At 59.6% G+C, this 15,079-nt stretch carries 12 protein-coding genes; 7 read left to right on the top strand and 5 right to left on the bottom strand.

The genetic code is table 11. The features are described 5' to 3' along the window. Positions 1-84 precede the first annotated feature (84 nt). The 3 genes from M3N55_RS09540 to M3N55_RS09530 all read right to left on the bottom strand — a co-directional run bounded on the left by M3N55_RS09540 (position 85) and on the right by M3N55_RS09530 (position 3,156). Complete coding sequence (locus M3N55_RS09540; RefSeq protein WP_249058309.1) at positions 85-1,557, bottom strand: tripartite tricarboxylate transporter permease; 1,473 nt, start codon at positions 1,555-1,557, stop codon at positions 85-87. Positions 1,558-1,664: 107 nt separating this feature from the next. After that, entirely contained in the window at positions 1,665-2,165 is a 501-nt protein-coding gene (locus M3N55_RS09535) for a tripartite tricarboxylate transporter TctB family protein (RefSeq protein WP_249058307.1), read from the bottom strand. Between the two features lie 25 nt (positions 2,166-2,190). Then, positions 2,191-3,156, bottom strand: a complete 966-nt coding sequence (locus M3N55_RS09530) for a Bug family tripartite tricarboxylate transporter substrate binding protein (RefSeq protein WP_249058305.1) — start codon at positions 3,154-3,156, stop codon at positions 2,191-2,193. Positions 3,157-3,292: 136 nt separating this feature from the next. Between M3N55_RS09530 and M3N55_RS09525 the strand changes: the two genes are divergently transcribed. Genes M3N55_RS09525 through M3N55_RS09515 form a run of 3 tightly spaced genes read left to right on the top strand, consistent with a single transcriptional unit; the run spans position 3,293 to position 8,200 of the window. Then, positions 3,293-4,444, top strand: a complete 1,152-nt coding sequence (locus M3N55_RS09525; RefSeq protein WP_249058303.1) for a mandelate racemase/muconate lactonizing enzyme family protein — start codon at positions 3,293-3,295, stop codon at positions 4,442-4,444. Positions 4,445-4,463: 19 nt separating this feature from the next. Beyond that, positions 4,464-5,999, top strand: coding sequence for an acyl-CoA carboxylase subunit beta (locus M3N55_RS09520; protein WP_249058302.1), 1,536 nt, complete (start codon positions 4,464-4,466; stop codon positions 5,997-5,999). Positions 6,000-6,010: 11 nt separating this feature from the next. Further along, positions 6,011-8,200 (top strand): acetate--CoA ligase family protein, encoded by a 2,190-nt coding sequence (locus M3N55_RS09515; protein WP_249058300.1) that lies wholly within the window; start codon positions 6,011-6,013, stop codon positions 8,198-8,200. 93 nt (positions 8,201-8,293) lie between these two features. Here the strand turns inward: M3N55_RS09515 and M3N55_RS09510 are convergent, their stop codons facing one another. After that, the gene (locus tag M3N55_RS09510) at positions 8,294-9,169 is read right to left on the bottom strand and encodes a helix-turn-helix domain-containing protein (RefSeq protein WP_249058298.1); all 876 of its coding nucleotides are present in this window, start codon (positions 9,167-9,169) and stop codon (positions 8,294-8,296) included. 202 nt (positions 9,170-9,371) lie between these two features. On the opposite strand from M3N55_RS09510, the gene M3N55_RS09505 reads away from it, so the two are divergent. The 4 genes from M3N55_RS09505 (at position 9,372) to metK (ending at position 12,985) form a co-directional block, all read left to right on the top strand. After that, the gene (locus tag M3N55_RS09505) at positions 9,372-9,593 is read left to right on the top strand and encodes an acyl-CoA carboxylase biotin carboxyl carrier protein subunit (RefSeq protein ID WP_249058297.1); all 222 of its coding nucleotides are present in this window, start codon (positions 9,372-9,374) and stop codon (positions 9,591-9,593) included. An 8-nt stretch (positions 9,594-9,601) separates the two neighbouring features. Continuing rightward, positions 9,602-10,963, top strand: a complete 1,362-nt coding sequence (locus tag M3N55_RS09500) for an acetyl-CoA carboxylase biotin carboxylase subunit (RefSeq protein WP_249058296.1) — start codon at positions 9,602-9,604, stop codon at positions 10,961-10,963. A 20-nt stretch (positions 10,964-10,983) separates the two neighbouring features. Then, the gene (locus M3N55_RS09495) at positions 10,984-11,565 is read left to right on the top strand and encodes a biotin transporter BioY (RefSeq protein ID WP_249058295.1); all 582 of its coding nucleotides are present in this window, start codon (positions 10,984-10,986) and stop codon (positions 11,563-11,565) included. A 253-nt stretch (positions 11,566-11,818) separates the two neighbouring features. Then, positions 11,819-12,985: a methionine adenosyltransferase gene (gene metK, locus M3N55_RS09490; protein WP_249058294.1), complete on the top strand. Its 1,167-nt coding sequence runs from the start codon at positions 11,819-11,821 to the stop codon at positions 12,983-12,985. 136 nt (positions 12,986-13,121) lie between these two features. Here metK and M3N55_RS09485 read toward each other — a convergent pair whose 3' ends face one another. Then, the gene (locus tag M3N55_RS09485) at positions 13,122-15,038 is read right to left on the bottom strand and encodes an SLC13 family permease (RefSeq protein ID WP_249058293.1); all 1,917 of its coding nucleotides are present in this window, start codon (positions 15,036-15,038) and stop codon (positions 13,122-13,124) included. Between the last annotated feature and the right edge of the window lie 41 nt (positions 15,039-15,079).

The raw sequence follows: 15,079 nt of genomic DNA, 5'->3' as shown, positions 1-15,079 counted from the left end.
CCCGGCAGGGCGCATGGGGCGGGGGTGGCGGCGACAAAGCGACAGACGGGTTGGGGTGGGAGCGCGGTTGCGCGCGCCACCAGTCTAGCGCCGAAGTCGGCCCAGAAGCGGTGACGCGATAACAAGGACCGCCCCCAGCAGAAGCACAATCGCAATCGGACGCGACACCAGGAACAGCAGGTTGTCATTGCCGATAATCATGGCGCGCCGCAGGTTGGATTCCATCATGTAGCCCAGCACCAGCGCCAGCACGATCGGGGCCGGATGAATATCGACCTTGCGCAGGAAGTATCCGATAATCCCGAAGACCACGGTTACAAGCACCTCGAAAGAGTTGTTGGAAGAGGCAAACGCCCCCAATACGCAGATGCAGGCCACAAGCGTTGCGATGGCACCGGGGGGAATGCGGGTCAGCCGGACCCATAGTGGCACCCCAAGCAACCCGATTGCGGTCATGATCGGCAAGCCGACCAGCAAGGACACGAAGATCGAATACGGAATCTGCGGGTTGTTGACAAACAGCATGGGACCGGGCTGCAAGCCCTGGATCGTCAGCCCCCCGATCAGCACCGCCGCACTTGCGGAACCGGGAACCCCCAGCGCCAGCAGCGGGGCCAGCGCGCCGGAAACGGCGGCGTTATTGGCCACCTCGGACGCGACCACGCCGTCGGGGTTGCCTTTGCCGTAGCTGTCGCGATCCGCCGGTTTGGAAGCGCGCTTGGCAAACCCATAACTGACAAGCGATGCGATTGCCGCACCGGCGCCGGGAATAACTCCGACGGCATAGCCAATGAAGGACGACCGCAACACCGTGCGCCGAAACGGCCACAAGGCGGACAGTGATGGCTTGGCGCGCATGACGCCCAGCTCGGTGCGTGAGCGTTCATTGCCACGCTCCAGCATGATGAACACTTCCGACAGCGCGAAAAGGCCGATCAGCGCGGGTAGAAACGGGATGCCATCTATCAGCATGGGTGTGACCACGAAACGCAAAGAGCCGCGTATCGGGTCTATGCCGACCGTGACAATGACCAGCCCGAACAACAGCCCGATCAGGGCCTTCAAGGTTGAGCCGGTGCTCAACACCGCGATCAGGCTTAGCCCAAGAACAGCCAAGGCGAAATACTCCGCCGGACCGAAGGCCAGCGCGGCCCGCGCCATCGCCTGTGCGGTAATGACAAGCAGGATCAGGCTTATGAATGCCCCTGTGGCAGAGGACATGATGGACAGGTTCAACGCTTTTCCTGCCTCGCCGCGCAGTGTCATGGGATAGCCATCGAAGGCGCTGACTGCGGCGGCGGGTTGTCCGGGGGCGTTGACCAGAATCGCGGGAATGCCCGCTGCGTAATCCGCCGCCATATAGATTGCCACAAGCATGACAATCGCAGAAATCGCATCCAGTTCGAAGGTGAAGGGGATCAGCAGCGCCATGCCGATAGAGGATGTCAGCCCCGGCATGGCCCCCACGCAATATCCGACCAAGACCCCGATCATCAGTGCAACAAGGACCCGCACTGCGAAAACAAGTTCGAAGGCGTTGGTGAAATTCTCTAGCATCTTGGCCTCTTGTGGCGGGCGCATGACAGCGCATGGTGTTTTTGCTCATAGCGGGCATAGTGCAGGCCCCTGAGGCGCGTGGCAGCGACAGGGTGCGCGGGCCGGCTTCAGGGAAGTGGCGTTCCCAGCAGCATCTGGAACAGAAAGTAGGCCAGCCCCAATATGACCGCAGTCAGGGTGAGGATGGTTGGCAGCTCTGCGACACCCGCCACCCACGCAAAAGCAGGCACCCACAGCGCGGCAGTCTGGAAATACCCGAAGCTGTCCATGGCAAAGGGGAACAGCAGCATAAGCCCCATGCCGATGGGCACCGCCAAAGGGCGGTGGAAGCTGATCGTACCAGCGTTGCGGAAATTACGCAGGGACAGGCCGATTTGCACGAGGCACAGGGCGACCAGTATGACGCCCACGATCATGGGAAAGGTGCCGATGCCGATCATGGTGCGGCCCGCTGGCATGCCTGCGGCGTTTACCACGAACCAAAGGCCCAGCGCACCCAGCGCAAGACAGACGGCGATATCGGCAAGCGCGGTGGGCACATTCAGGCTGGCACGCAGGAAGCCAGCGGCAGGTGCCGCTGACTCCTTGCCGTTGTGATCTTTGGTCACTGGGCTTCTCCGGTATGAGCGCGGATCATTGGATCGACTCGAGGCGCTCACCCCAATAGATCGCCGCCTCGTTCTGTGCTTCAACAAAGGCTTTGAACGGCTCTGGGCCCATGAACCCGTAGGTCAATTCGGAATCCCGGACATATTGCATCAGTTCATCGCTTTGCATGGTCTGTTCGACCACGTCGCACAATGCTTGCTGATGCTCCATAGAGGTGCCAGCCGGGGCGATCACGCCGCGGAATTGCTGCCATGTGGTGTCAACATCGAAACCCGCTTCGGCATAGGTGGGCGTATCCGGCAACGATTCCGAGCGCGTGTCGGACTGAATGCCGATCACCCGCATGTCGCCCGATTCCACATATTGCTTGACCAGCCCGACATAGGCGATTGCCACATCGCTATGGCCACCAAGAGCGGACACGACGGCATCGCCAACGCTGTCATAGGGCACCCAGTTCATGTCCCCGACAATGCCGGATGCTTCCTCGAACATGGCCCACGCGACATGGCCGCCCGATGCTTCACCAAACCCGCCAATGGTCAGCCCGCCGGGGTTTGCCTTGGCCTTGGCGACCATGTCTTCCAGCGACTGGATGTCGCTGTCAGCACGCACTGCCAGCAGATAAGGGTCCAGCACCATGCCGCAGGACCATTCGATCGAGGACAGGTCGAATTCTTCGCTTTGCTGCAACATCCCCAGATGCGACGCTGTCACAGACCCGATGGTCTGGCCATCGGGTTCGATCAGGCTCATCAGGGCAAGCTGACGCGCGCCGCTGCCACCGGGTTGGTTTTCGACAACCACATTGGTGCCCGTGATCTGTTGCATGCCATCTGCAAGGCGGCGCGCAAGAACGTCGGTAGCCCCACCCGGACTGACATGTAGAATAAAGCGCAGGTCGCCATTGGGCCAGTCTTGAGCCGTCGCACTAGCAGAAATCAGCAGCGTAGAGCCAAGCACGGCACCTACCAGTTTCTTACAGTTCATAATTAACTCCTCCCGTTTTTCGAAGCCGCGCTGATTGCAAACAGGCTTGCAAACGTGAACTTCGCATGCAAAGACTAGGAAAACGGAGTAGCATAAGCAACTACTATTTTTGCAAGTGGCGCAGGTGCAATTTTGGATGGGTCCGACAGCGCCTGGGCGCGGGATGGCGCTGGTCCGAATGGCCGCGCAACAGATCATGAAGGGGAGAGACAAGTTGCCAGCCATCACCAGTATTGTTCTGCGGAAACTGGCCTTGCCACTCATCCGTCCATATCGGCTATCTTACCGGACTTTCACAACTTTCGAGCCTTTCATGGTCGAAGTTCAGGACGATTCCGGGCGGTCGGGTTTTGCCGACGCGCATATTTCGCCCGGTTCCAGCTTGGAGACGCGCGACGGTGGCTGGGCATTTCTGCTGCGCCATGCACAGGCTGCCATCGGACGCGATATAGACGATGTAATGGCCGATCTGCTTGGCGACTTCGAGCAGAGCAAGGTCGCAACGACCAGTTTTGTCACGGCGCTGGAAGTGTTGCGAAAGCATCCGATGCTGGTTCTGGACCATGATTCTGTGCACCCGTTGCTGACACCGGTCAACAGTCTGGAAGCACGCGACATTGAACAGGAACTTGAACAGGCCATTGCCGAGGGTTTCAAGACGTTCAAGGTTAAGGTTGGCAAGGATGTAGACGCCGATCTGGCACGGGTGGCGGTCATTCAGCGCGCGACGGCAGGTAAGGCCACGCTGCGGCTGGACGCGAATCGTGCCTATTCGCGGGCGCAGGCTTTGGCATTCGCGCAGGGGCTGAACCCGGAAGGCATAGAACTGTTCGAACAACCCTGCGAAGCGGATGAGTGGGAAGCAAATGGCGCTGTTGCCGCTGTCTCTCCGGTGCCGCTGATGCTGGACGAGCCGATCTGCACGCTGGACGATATCACCCGCGCAGGTGACATGCCGGGCGTTGGATATTGCAAGCTGAAGCTGAAGCGCTTTGGTGGTCTGGACCGCCTGCGCGCGGGGATGGACGCGGTGCGTGCGCATGGCATGCAGCCGGTCTTGGGCGATGGGCTGGGCAGCGAAACCCACGCTTGGCTGGAAGCCTGCGTTGCCCGCCACACACTGGACAATGCCGGGGAATTCAACGGGTTCCTGAAACCCCATTCCCGCCTGTTCGAAAACCCACTGCCGTTTGCGCAAGGGACGATCACTTTGCCTGCCGGGTACTCGCCCAAGCTGGACCTCGCCACAGTTGAACGGCTCACCGCAAAGTCGGTCACATTCAGATAACCTATCGGAAGGAAACCAGATGGCGCATGAAGACATGCTCTCGAAACTTGACCACATGCGGGCACAAGCCAAAGCCATGGGCGGCCCGGACAAGCTGGCCCGACGCCGCGAGCAGGGCAAGCTGAACGCACAGGAACGTCTGGATGCGTTGGTCGACAAGGACAGCTTTTTTGAAACCGGCCTTCTGGGTCGCTCCAGCTTTTCGGCCAAGGAAGCCGCAAAGACCCCGCGCGACGGCAAGATAACCGGCTTTGGCCGCATAGACGGGCGTGATGTTGGCGTTGTGATTAATGATTTCACGACCAAGGGCGCATCTACCGGGGCGATCAACAGCAAGAAGATGGGCTATATTCGCAAGATCTGCACGGAACGCGGGATGCCTTTTGTCCATATCGGCGAATCTACCGGGGCGCGCCTGCCAGATGCGATGGGGTCCAAGGGGATGGGCACCATGCTGGGCAATGACACGACTCAGTTCCGCCGCTTGCGCGACACACCATGGGCTGCGGCGGCGCTGGACACCTCTTTCGGGTCTTCGGCCTGGCTGTGCTGCTGCGCGGATTTCGCGGTCATGAAGAAAGGCTCGATCATGTCGGTTTCCAGCCCCCGGCTGGTGTCGATGGCCATTGGCGAGAAGGTTGATCTGGAAGAGCTTGGCGGCTGGCGCCTGCATGCCGAACAGACCGGACTGATTGACCAATTCGTGGACACTGACGAGGACGCGATGGCGATGATTCGCCAGTTCCTGTCCTACATGCCAAGCCATAACCGCGAGTTGCCACCTGTTGCTGCGGTCCCGGAAGGGTCTGGCGCGGATCAGGAACGCATTCTGGACATCATGCCGGAAAAGCGCACCCAAGTTTATAACATGAAGAAGATCCTCGATGTGATCTTCGACACCGGGTCGATTTTTGAGATAAAACCACGGTTTGGTAAATCTGCCGTGGTGGCGCTGGCGCGTTTGAATGGCAATGTGGTCGGCATTGTCGCCAACAACCCGCAGACCGGGGGCGGCGCGCTCTCTGCCGAAGCCTGCCGCAAGATCATTGATTTCACGGTCATGTGCGACAGTTTCAACATTCCGATTGTGCGGTTCATGGACACGCCCGGCTTTGTCGTTGGCACCGATGCCGAGCGCCGGGGCGCACCCGGGCATATCATGAACTTCATGAACGCGACCTGCTTGACGACCGTGCCACAAGTAACAGTCATCTGCCGCAAGGCCTATGGGCGCGCCTATGTCGCCATGGGCGGCGGGGCGCATAACGACAGCATGATCGCTTGGCCCAATGCCGAGATTTCGTTCATGGACCCGGTTTTCGCGACCAGCATCGTGCATAACCTGACCGCCGGTGACGACGGGTTCGAAGCTGCGCTGGCCGAAATTCAGAAAGACCTGGAGGTGTGGGACATGGCGCAGATCTTCTCTGCGCATGACGTTATCAAGCCGCAGGAAACGCGGGATTACATCATCCGACTGCTGGAAATTCACCAACGCCGCTTGTCCGGTGGGCTTGGACAGCACCTGATGCGCAGCTGGCCGACAAGCTACTAAGGGGAAGCGCCATGAACATACTTGTCCAGAACCCTGCGGAAATTGTCGGTCAGGCAAAGGCAGCGGGGCGCAAAGCCCTGAACGAAGCCGAAGGCAAGGCGCTGTTATCTGCCTTCGGGATACGCACGCCCAAATCCTGCGTTGTCGCCGATGCGGCGGCCGCAGTAGCGGCTGCGCGCGACATGCGCGCGCCATTCGTGGTCAAGGTGGTGTCCAGCCAGATATTGCACAAATCCGATGCCGGGGGGGTGGCCCTGAACCTGCCCGACGCGCAGGCCGTTGCAGCCGCGATAACCGAGATGGCGCAAAAGCCCATAATCAAGGACTGCATGCGCGACGGCTGGCTGGTCGAGGAAATGGCCCCCAAGGGCCAAGAGGTTGTGCTGGGTGGGTTTCGGGACCCGCAATTCGGCCCCATGCTGATGGTGGGTCTGGGCGGCATTTTCGTGGAACTGTTGAAAGATGTCGCGTTTCGCATCTGCCCCATCGACCGCCCAACTGCTCATGACATGCTGCAAGAGCTGAAAGGGTATGGGCTGTTGCAAGGCGCGCGTGGACAGGACCCTGTTGATGTCGACACATTGGTGGACGCGATGATCGCGCTGGGCGGGCCGGATGGTCTGCTGATGCAGTATGCCGACGAGATTTCAGAGGCGGACCTGAACCCCGTCATCGTTTCTCCAGAAGGTGCGGTTGCGGTGGATGCGGCTTTCGTGCTGAACACGGCGTCAACCCAAGACGTAGCGCCCTACACCACGGGCCAGAGCGCGGCAGATATGTTCCGCCCGCTTTTCCAGCCGCGTACGATTGCGGTTTTGGGAGCGTCAACCCGCGATGTTGCGATTGCGAACACCTTTATCAGACGGTTGAAGGATTTCGGCTTCGAGGGCGACATCTACCCAATTCACCCCAAGGCCGATGAAATAGAGGGGCTGAAAGCCTACCCTTCCTTGGCAGACACTCCGCAAGAGGTGGATTATGCCTATATTGCCATTGGCGCAGGGCGCATAGCCGACGCGCTGGAAGCGGGCGCAGGACGGGTGCGCATTGCGCAGGTCATCAGTTCGGGCTTTGGCGAGGTCGAGGAAGGCCGCGAGTTGCAAGATGATCTGGTGCGCCGGGCGCGGGCGTCGGGCATTCGCGTTCTTGGTCCCAACTGTCTGGGCACTTATTCGCCACGGGGCGGGCTGACGTTTCCTGTCGGGGCGCCCAAGGCGCTGGGCTCTATCGGGGTGATCTCACAATCCGGGGGCCTGAGCACCGACATCATCAAGCGTGGGCAATGGCGGGGTTTGCGGTTCAGCGGGCTGGTGACAATTGGCAACAGCGCCGATGTGAAACCGCATGACTTGCTGGATTACTATTTCAGCGATCCCGAAACCCGTGCGGTTGGCCTGTATATAGAGGATATCCGCGACGGAAAATCCTTTGTCGAGGTGCTGCGCAATCATCCTACGCCCAAGCCCGTCGTGGTGTTGAAAGGCGGGCGTTCGGATGACGGGCGGCTGGCCGCTGCGTCGCATACCGGGGCCTTGGCGGGCGATGACAAGGCATGGGATGCGCTGGCGCAGCAATTCCCCCTTAGCATGGCCACTACGGTGGATGAGTTCATTGATGCGCTGCTGGCGCTTCAGCATTTCACCTTGCGGCCGGAAAAGCCCACCCATGCGGTCACGCTGTTCGGCAATGGCGGCGGCTCCAGCGTGCTGGGGGCGGATATCTTCTCTTTGTACAAGCTGAAGGTTGCCCCCTTCAAGGGCAAGGCCCGTGCCGCGCTGGATGCCATGGGCCTGCCGCCGGGCACCAGCGTGATAAACCCTATAGATACGCCGGTCAAAACCTTGCAAGAAAAGGAAGGCTGGATCGCGGGTGAAATTCTGGGCCATGTGTTCGAACATGCGGAACCCGACGCCATTGCCATGCACCTGAACCTTGCGGCTTTCGTGGGCAGGGGCACTGTCGACCCGATCGGAAATCTGTTCGAGGTGGTGCGCCAAACCCGCGAGAAATGGCCCGGCGTCGCGCATTTCGCTTTGGCCATGCGGACCGACGGGTCCGCCGAACTGGACCAGACACGGCGGGACTATCGCATGCGTGCCTTTGACATAGGCGTGCCGATCTATGATGAAATCCCGGCAATGGCGCAGGCTCTGGCGCATATCGGGCATCTGGAACGGCAGTTGGCGCGCAGGCTGGCATAAGCAAGGCACAGCCAGCCCCGGACCACCGAGCAACGGCGCGAGCCACACCCTTGCGCCGTTTTCCCCTATGCGTCATGGGCGTTCGCCAGCCCGTTACTGGCCCGTCTTGGTCCGGAAACTGGCTGCCTGTTCCGGGGTAAAACAGCCAAGCCGCAGATCGCGTAGGTAAGGCCCGTAGGTAGCATCAATGTCCGGCGCGAATTTCTGAAATATCTCGGCCATGTAATAGTCATGCCGCACCAGCGATTCCGCAAGGTTAACGATCGTGGTGTTGCTGGTATGAACCGCAACAGGCGTGTCGGAGACTTTCGCTGTCACCATTTCGTGGTGATCCACGGTCAGCGTGAACAGGTTGTCGGCGCTGCCCATCCTGACGCCATTGGCTTCGTGAATATAGGTGCGGCAGCGTGGCCCGAAGGTAAATTCCTCTGGGTCGGGACCGAACACGATAATCAGCATTTCCACGCCCCGCGCGCCGGCCTCTGCCAGAACGGGTTTGTGCATTTGCAGGATATCGGATGCCGCCTTCAGCATCAGAGAGTCCCGGCAATTACGGATCAGGGTGTCGATCTTGCGATGAACTTCTATTTCGCCCGACAAGGTCCAGACATGCTGATCATCCACCGGTTTGGCAATTTCTTCCAGTTGCGTGCCGATATCGCTGCACAGGGCGGCGGTTTTTTCGGCGATGCTGGAAAACAGGTCGCGGGGCGGGGCAGCCACATAACGGCTTGGCCCCTCTGTGACGGCCAACACCGCACCGCGCTGCGACAGGCTCTCAAGCGTGTTATAGGTATTGGGCCGCGGCACCCCGGTAGATTTCGCCACCTCATAAGCAGTGCGGGGCGAAACCTGACGCAGCAGGTCAATATAGATACGGCTTTCATAATCACTGAACCCAAGCCGCTTCAGGCTGGCCAAGGTTTCCGCGGGCAGTTCACTGACCTTGCCGGAAAGTTTCGCAGACACTCTCGCCTCCTTGGTAGGTCAGCGGGGCCAGCGCCCCTCAATGCACAACAATAATTTTTAAACCGAGGCCAACCATGGCCGCTGCTTCACTATATCGAATGATCGCTTTAAAGCAAAAATAAAAGGAGTTGTTATTGCAACTACTAAATGACGTGTTTAAGGTGTCCCCAGCGAGCATGTATCGGCAAGAGGAGATCCCGCTGTGGCAATCGTCGATGTGAAAACAGATATAACCGGAAACGTGTGGAAGATTGTCGCCCAGCCCGGTGACAAACTTGCCGAGGATGAGGAAATCCTGATCCTGGAGTCTATGAAAATGGAAATTCCGGTTGCCAGCCCGGAAGATGGGGAACTGATCGAGATATTGGTCGCAGAGGGTGATATTGTCACCGAAGGCACGGTCGTTGCCCGCATCAAGGCGTGAGGCAGGCCATGAAAAAGCTGCTTGTCGCAAACCGCGGAGAGATTGCGCGGCGCATTTTCCGTTCTGCTGCGGCGCGGGGTATCGCCACGGTGGCCGTGTATTCCGAAGCAGATGCCACGTCCGCTCATGTGGCTGATGCCGATGAAGCCATCGCAATCGGGCCCGCATCGGCGCGCGAAAGCTATCTGGATGCCGCAAAGGTGCTGCAAGCGGCACAGGACAGCGGGGCCGATGCCATTCATCCCGGCTACGGCTTCTTGTCGGAAAGCGCGGAATTTGCCGAAGCGGTCATGGCTGCCGGGCTGACATGGATCGGGCCAGCCCCCGATACGCTGCGATCCATGGGCGACAAGGCGCGCGCGCGCGCGCTGGCGCAGGCGGCGGGCGTGCCCATTGTGCCCGGTAGCCCGCGCTTTGGTCCTGATGACACCGTCGATTTTCTGGCCGAAGCCGCGCGAGTGGGTTTTCCCCTGCTGGTCAAAGCCTCTGCCGGGGGTGGCGGTATCGGGATGCGGCGGGTCGATAGCGCCGAAAAACTACTGCGCACGATACAAGACACCCAGTCCATGGCTGGCAAGGCCTTTGGCGATGCCACGGTGTTTCTGGAACGGTTGGTGCCCAAGGCGCGCCATGTGGAAATACAGGTGTTCGGCTTTGGTGATGGCACGGCGATCCACTTATTCGAGCGTGATTGCTCGCTTCAGCGGCGCTATCAGAAAGTGATCGAGGAAAGCCCGGCACCGGGCCTGCCCGATGATCTGCGCGCGCGCATGGCCGATGCAGCTGTAGCCTTGTGTCGTCAGGTCAGCTACGCGGGCGCCGGAACCGTAGAGTTCATTCTGGACACCCAGACGCAGGAATTCTTCTTTCTGGAAATGAACACGCGTATTCAGGTCGAACACCCGGTGTCCGAAATGGTAACAGGCCGCGATCTGGTCGGCATGCAGATAGATTTCGCGCGCGGCCGGCTTCAGTCGCTTGACCAGTCAGAGATATCCAGCACAGGCCACGCCATAGAGTGCCGGCTTTATGCCGAAAACCCCGCCAAAATGTTCATGCCGTCACCGGGCATGTTGCAGACATTCGTTCTGCCGTCGGAAGCAGACGGGCTGCGGGTGGATGCGGGCTATCGCGAGGGTGATGCCGTCACGCCTTATTACGACCCGATGCTGGCCAAGATCATTGCCCACGGGCCTGACAGAGCCAGTGCAGCGCAGCGCGCGGTGCAGGCGCTGAACACCCTACAGGTGACCGGGATCGCCACCAATCGCGATTTCCTGATTGCCTGCCTGCAAAGCGCCGAGTTCCTGAGCGGTGACGTTCATACCGGCTTCATAGATGCCAACCGCAAAAGCCTTGTTGCGGCCTGAGCACAACAAAGGAGAGACTCATGCCAATCCCCTATTCCCGTAGCCCAGCCTTGATCGGGGCGCTGCCTACGCCGCAAGACCAGCGCCTGCGTCTGTTGCGCTCCGCGTTGCTGGTTCTGGCAGGCACAATGTTTATCGCGCTCAGCGCCCGCATACAGGTGCCGATGTGGCCTGTTCCCATGACCATGCAGACCTTTGCGGTATTGCTGGTTGGCATGGCGTTTGGTGCCCGGCTGGCGGGTGCTACCTTGCTGGTCTACCTGGCCCAAGGGGCGATGGGGCTGCCAGTGTTCGCCGGCGGTGGCGGGGTCTTGGTCCTGTCCGGGCCAACGGCTGGATATCTGGTCGGGTTCCTGGGCGCGGCGGTGCTTGTCGGCTGGCTTGCAGATCGGGGCTGGACCGCAGGCTATGTCAGAAGCTTTTGCGCGGCCTGCCTTGGCGGAGCATTGATTCATGCAGTTGGGGTGGCATGGCTGTCGGCGTTCATTGGCGTCAGCGGAGCCTTGGCTGCGGGCGTTGCACCGTTCTTGGCGGGTGATCTTCTCAAGAGCGTTCTGGTGGCCTTGCTGCTGCCCAATGCCTGGGCACTTCTGAACAAATAACGTGGGTGCCGCGCCCGGTCCTTGCGCCCGGCGAACAAGCCCTTGCAGTCTGGTTTTTGCCCGTCAGCTTCGGCTGTCGGGCGGATTGCATCGCCAAAGCTAGCAAGCCGAGTCGAAATTCCACGAATGCGTCTATATTGCAGAGTTGTGACCATCCTGCTTTCTTGTTAGGACAGCCACGCCGAGCGGAATGTAATATCAGGTTGGCTGCGTCCTGTGCGATTGGGCGCGGCACTTCAATGCGGAAAAAAACATGGCAAGACAGAATTATATCTTTACCTCCGAGTCCGTTTCCGAGGGGCACCCGGATAAGGTCTGCGACCGGATTTCAGATGCGGTGCTTGATGCGTTGATCGCCGAAGAAGAAAATGCGCGTGTGGGATGTGAAACCTTCGCGACATCGTCTCTGGTCGTGATCGGTGGTGAGGTGGGCTTGTCCGACCCCGAGCGCCTGAAGGATTACATGGGGCGCATTCCCCAGATCGCACGGGACTGCATTCGCGACATCGGTTACGAACAGGAAAAGTTCCATTGGAACACTTGCCATGTTCTGAACTTCCTGCATGAGCAATCCGCGCATATCTGGCAGGGCGTGTCCAAGGACGGCGCCGGGGACCAGGGGATCATGTTCGGCTATGCCGTCGATGAAACGCCAGAACTTATGCCCGCGCCGATCCAGTATTCGCACCAGATATTGAAACGGCTGGCGGATGCGCGCAAGGCAGGCGAGGTGCCAAGCCTGCGCCCAGACGCGAAAACCCAGCTGTCGCTGCGCTACGAGAATGGCAAACCGGTGGAAGTGACGCAGCTTGTCCTGTCGACCCAGCATGAAAGCGAAGATCAGACCTCTGATGATATTCGCGCTATCGTGGAACCCTATATTCGCGAAGTGCTGCCTTCGGCATGGCTGACTGAAAACACCGAATGGTGGGTCAACCCGACCGGCACATTCGTTATTGGCGGCCCAGATTCCGATGCGGGCCTGACCGGGCGCAAGATCATCGTCGATACATATGGCGGTGCGTCCTGCCACGGCGGCGGCGCATTTTCTGGGAAAGACCCCAGCAAGGTTGACCGCTCTGCCGCCTATGCCGCGCGCTACCTTGCCAAGAACGTGGTCGCAGCAGGGCTTGCGCGTCGGTGCAGCCTACAGCTCTCTTACGCAATCGGGGTGGCAAAGCCGCTGTCGATATATGTGGACACCCAAGGCACAGGCTTGGTCGAGGATGAGGCGATCGAGCGCGCGATTGCGCGGTCGATGGACCTCACTCCACGCGGTATTCGCGAGCATCTTGGCCTGAACCGTCCGATCTATGCGCGGACTGCGGCTTATGGGCATTTCGGCCGGCCCCCGGAAGAGGATGGTGGCTTTTCTTGGGAAAAGACCGACTTGATCGAGGCTTTGAAAAAAGAAGTCTGAGCCAACGCCATTTCCGGCACCTGTTGCGGTGCCGGAAATGGCGAGACCACAGGCGAATTGTGGTGCTATGATGCGGTGATTTCGGTTGCGCCTGATCTGTTAATGACCAGATGCCATTGGACGTTCTTGACCCTTATCAAAGCGGCCAGACGACCAGTAGGGCCGGAACGCTGACCGCGACCACCAGCATTTCAAGCGGCAGGCCCAGCCTCCAGTAATCACCGAACCTAAAGCCCCCGGGACCAAGGATAAGGGTCGCATTCTGGTGGCCAATGGGCGTCAGAAACGCACAAGAGGCCCCGATAGCCACGGCCATAAAGAAACTGTCGGCGTTCACGCCCAACGTGTTGGCAATGCCGAGCGCAATCGGGCACAGAACAGCCGCAGTCGCCGCATTGTTCATCACATCCGACAAGAACATTGTTGTGACCATAAACACGACAAGCGCCGCAATCGCGTTGCCCTGCGCAACGGTGTCCAACAGAAACCGGGCTAAAATATCCGCCGCCCCGGTGTCTTGCATTGCCCCGGCAATCGGGATCAACGCGGCCAGCAGAACGATGACGGGCCAGTCTATACTGGTATAAAGTTGGCGCAGCGGCACGGTGCGCACCAGCATCGTGGCCAGCACACCCAAGCCAAAGGCAGCGGCGGCAGGTAAAAGCCCCGTAGCCGTGGTAACGACCGCTCCAAGCAGGATCACAACTGACAGTATGGCCAGCCGTGTATCGGGCATGTGCAGCGCGCGCTCGCCAAGCGGCACACATCCGGTTTCCTTGACGAATTCGAACAAGGCATCTGACGGGCCGTGCATCAGCAACAAGTCGCCAGATTTCAGCTTGAGTTGGCGCAGCCGGGTGTGTGGTGGCCGCCCCTCGCGCCCTACTGCCAGCATGTTCAGCCCGAAACGCCTGCGCAGCGCGATATCCGTTGCAGAGTGATCAACGATGGTCGAGCCGGGCAATACGGCCAACTCGCGCAGCACGATATCATCATCGCTGCGGCGCTTGTCAGAATCTGCCTGTGTGTCCTTCTGCTGACCGGGACGCAGCTTTTCTAGCGTTGCGGGCAGCGACGACTTCTTGGCAGCTTCCGGTTTTTGGTCCGCATCACTCTGCGGTGTTGCGTCATCTTCGCCGTCAGGTTCTTGATCTGCCACCGATCCTTTTTCCTCTAGCTTGATGTCGAAAACGGCGAGGGCTTCTGCCAAAGCGTCGACTTCGGCCTCCAGCACCAGAATATCGTTTTCCTTGATGCGGCGTCCGCCATGCGGGGCCATCATCCGCACATCGTTGCGCAACAGACCGACCACGACAGCGTGGCTGTCCTCTATTTCATCCTCGAAGCCGCGCAGCGTCAGGCCAATTGCCTTGCTGTTCGCGGGGATGCGCACTTCGGTCACATAAGCGCCGGGGTCAAAGCTTTCACCGCTGGTGGCTTCACGCGCTGGCACAAGCCGCCAACCTATCACGAATATGAACACCACACCGACGGCAGCCACAGCCAAGCCCACCGGTGTAAAGTCGAACATGGAAAAATGCCCCAAACCTGCGTCGTTGCGGAAGCTTGATACGATCAGGTTTGGCGGTGTGCCGATCAGCGTTGTCATGCCGCCAAGGATCGTGCCGAAGGCGAGCGGCATCAGCACCTGCCCTTGCGTAAGATTCAGCCGGTGTGACACCTGTATGGCGATTGGCATCAACAACGCCATCGCACCTACATTATTCATAAATCCGGACAGCGCCGCCCCAAGCCCCAAAAGCGCTGCCATGCTGGTAAACCGCCCAGCCTCGCGCGGGATTGTGCGGCGCGCCAGCCAGTCTACTGCGCCGGTATCCTGCAACCCCTTGCTAAGGATCAGCACACAGGCCACGGTAAAAACAGCCGGATGGGAAAACCCGTTAAACGCATCAGAGGCAGGCACCAGTCCCGCCACGACACAGGCCATCAGCGCCGCGAATGCCACCACATCATGGCGCAACCTGCCCCAGAAAAACAGCAGCAGCATCGCCGTGATGACAGCAAAGATAAGCATCTGTGGGGGCGTCATCATGCACAACTCCACCAAAGCGACCAGCGCTGATAACATCTCAA

Source organism: Roseinatronobacter domitianus, assembly GCF_023336755.1.
GTDB lineage: Bacteria > Pseudomonadota > Alphaproteobacteria > Rhodobacterales > Rhodobacteraceae > Roseinatronobacter > Roseinatronobacter domitianus.
The sequence above is the reverse complement of the archived record's forward strand: the minus strand, read 5'-3'. Positions and strand labels throughout refer to the sequence as shown.

Excerpts from the sequence above, each read along its gene's own strand:
- M3N55_RS09540 (WP_249058309.1), bottom strand. The coding sequence starts at position 1,557 with ATGCTAGAGAATTTCACCAACGCCTTCGAACTTGTTTTCGCAGTGCGG.
- metK (WP_249058294.1), top strand. The coding sequence starts at position 11,819 with ATGGCAAGACAGAATTATATCTTTACCTCCGAGTCCGTTTCCGAGGGG.
- M3N55_RS09530 (WP_249058305.1), bottom strand. The coding sequence starts at position 3,156 with ATGAACTGTAAGAAACTGGTAGGTGCCGTGCTTGGCTCTACGCTGCTG.
- M3N55_RS09520 (WP_249058302.1), top strand. The coding sequence starts at position 4,464 with ATGGCGCATGAAGACATGCTCTCGAAACTTGACCACATGCGGGCACAA.
- M3N55_RS09485 (WP_249058293.1), bottom strand. The coding sequence starts at position 15,038 with ATGATGACGCCCCCACAGATGCTTATCTTTGCTGTCATCACGGCGATG.
- M3N55_RS09525 (WP_249058303.1), top strand. The coding sequence starts at position 3,293 with ATGGGTCCGACAGCGCCTGGGCGCGGGATGGCGCTGGTCCGAATGGCC.
- M3N55_RS09495 (WP_249058295.1), top strand. The coding sequence starts at position 10,984 with ATGCCAATCCCCTATTCCCGTAGCCCAGCCTTGATCGGGGCGCTGCCT.
- M3N55_RS09500 (WP_249058296.1), top strand. The coding sequence starts at position 9,602 with ATGAAAAAGCTGCTTGTCGCAAACCGCGGAGAGATTGCGCGGCGCATT.
- M3N55_RS09515 (WP_249058300.1), top strand. The coding sequence starts at position 6,011 with ATGAACATACTTGTCCAGAACCCTGCGGAAATTGTCGGTCAGGCAAAG.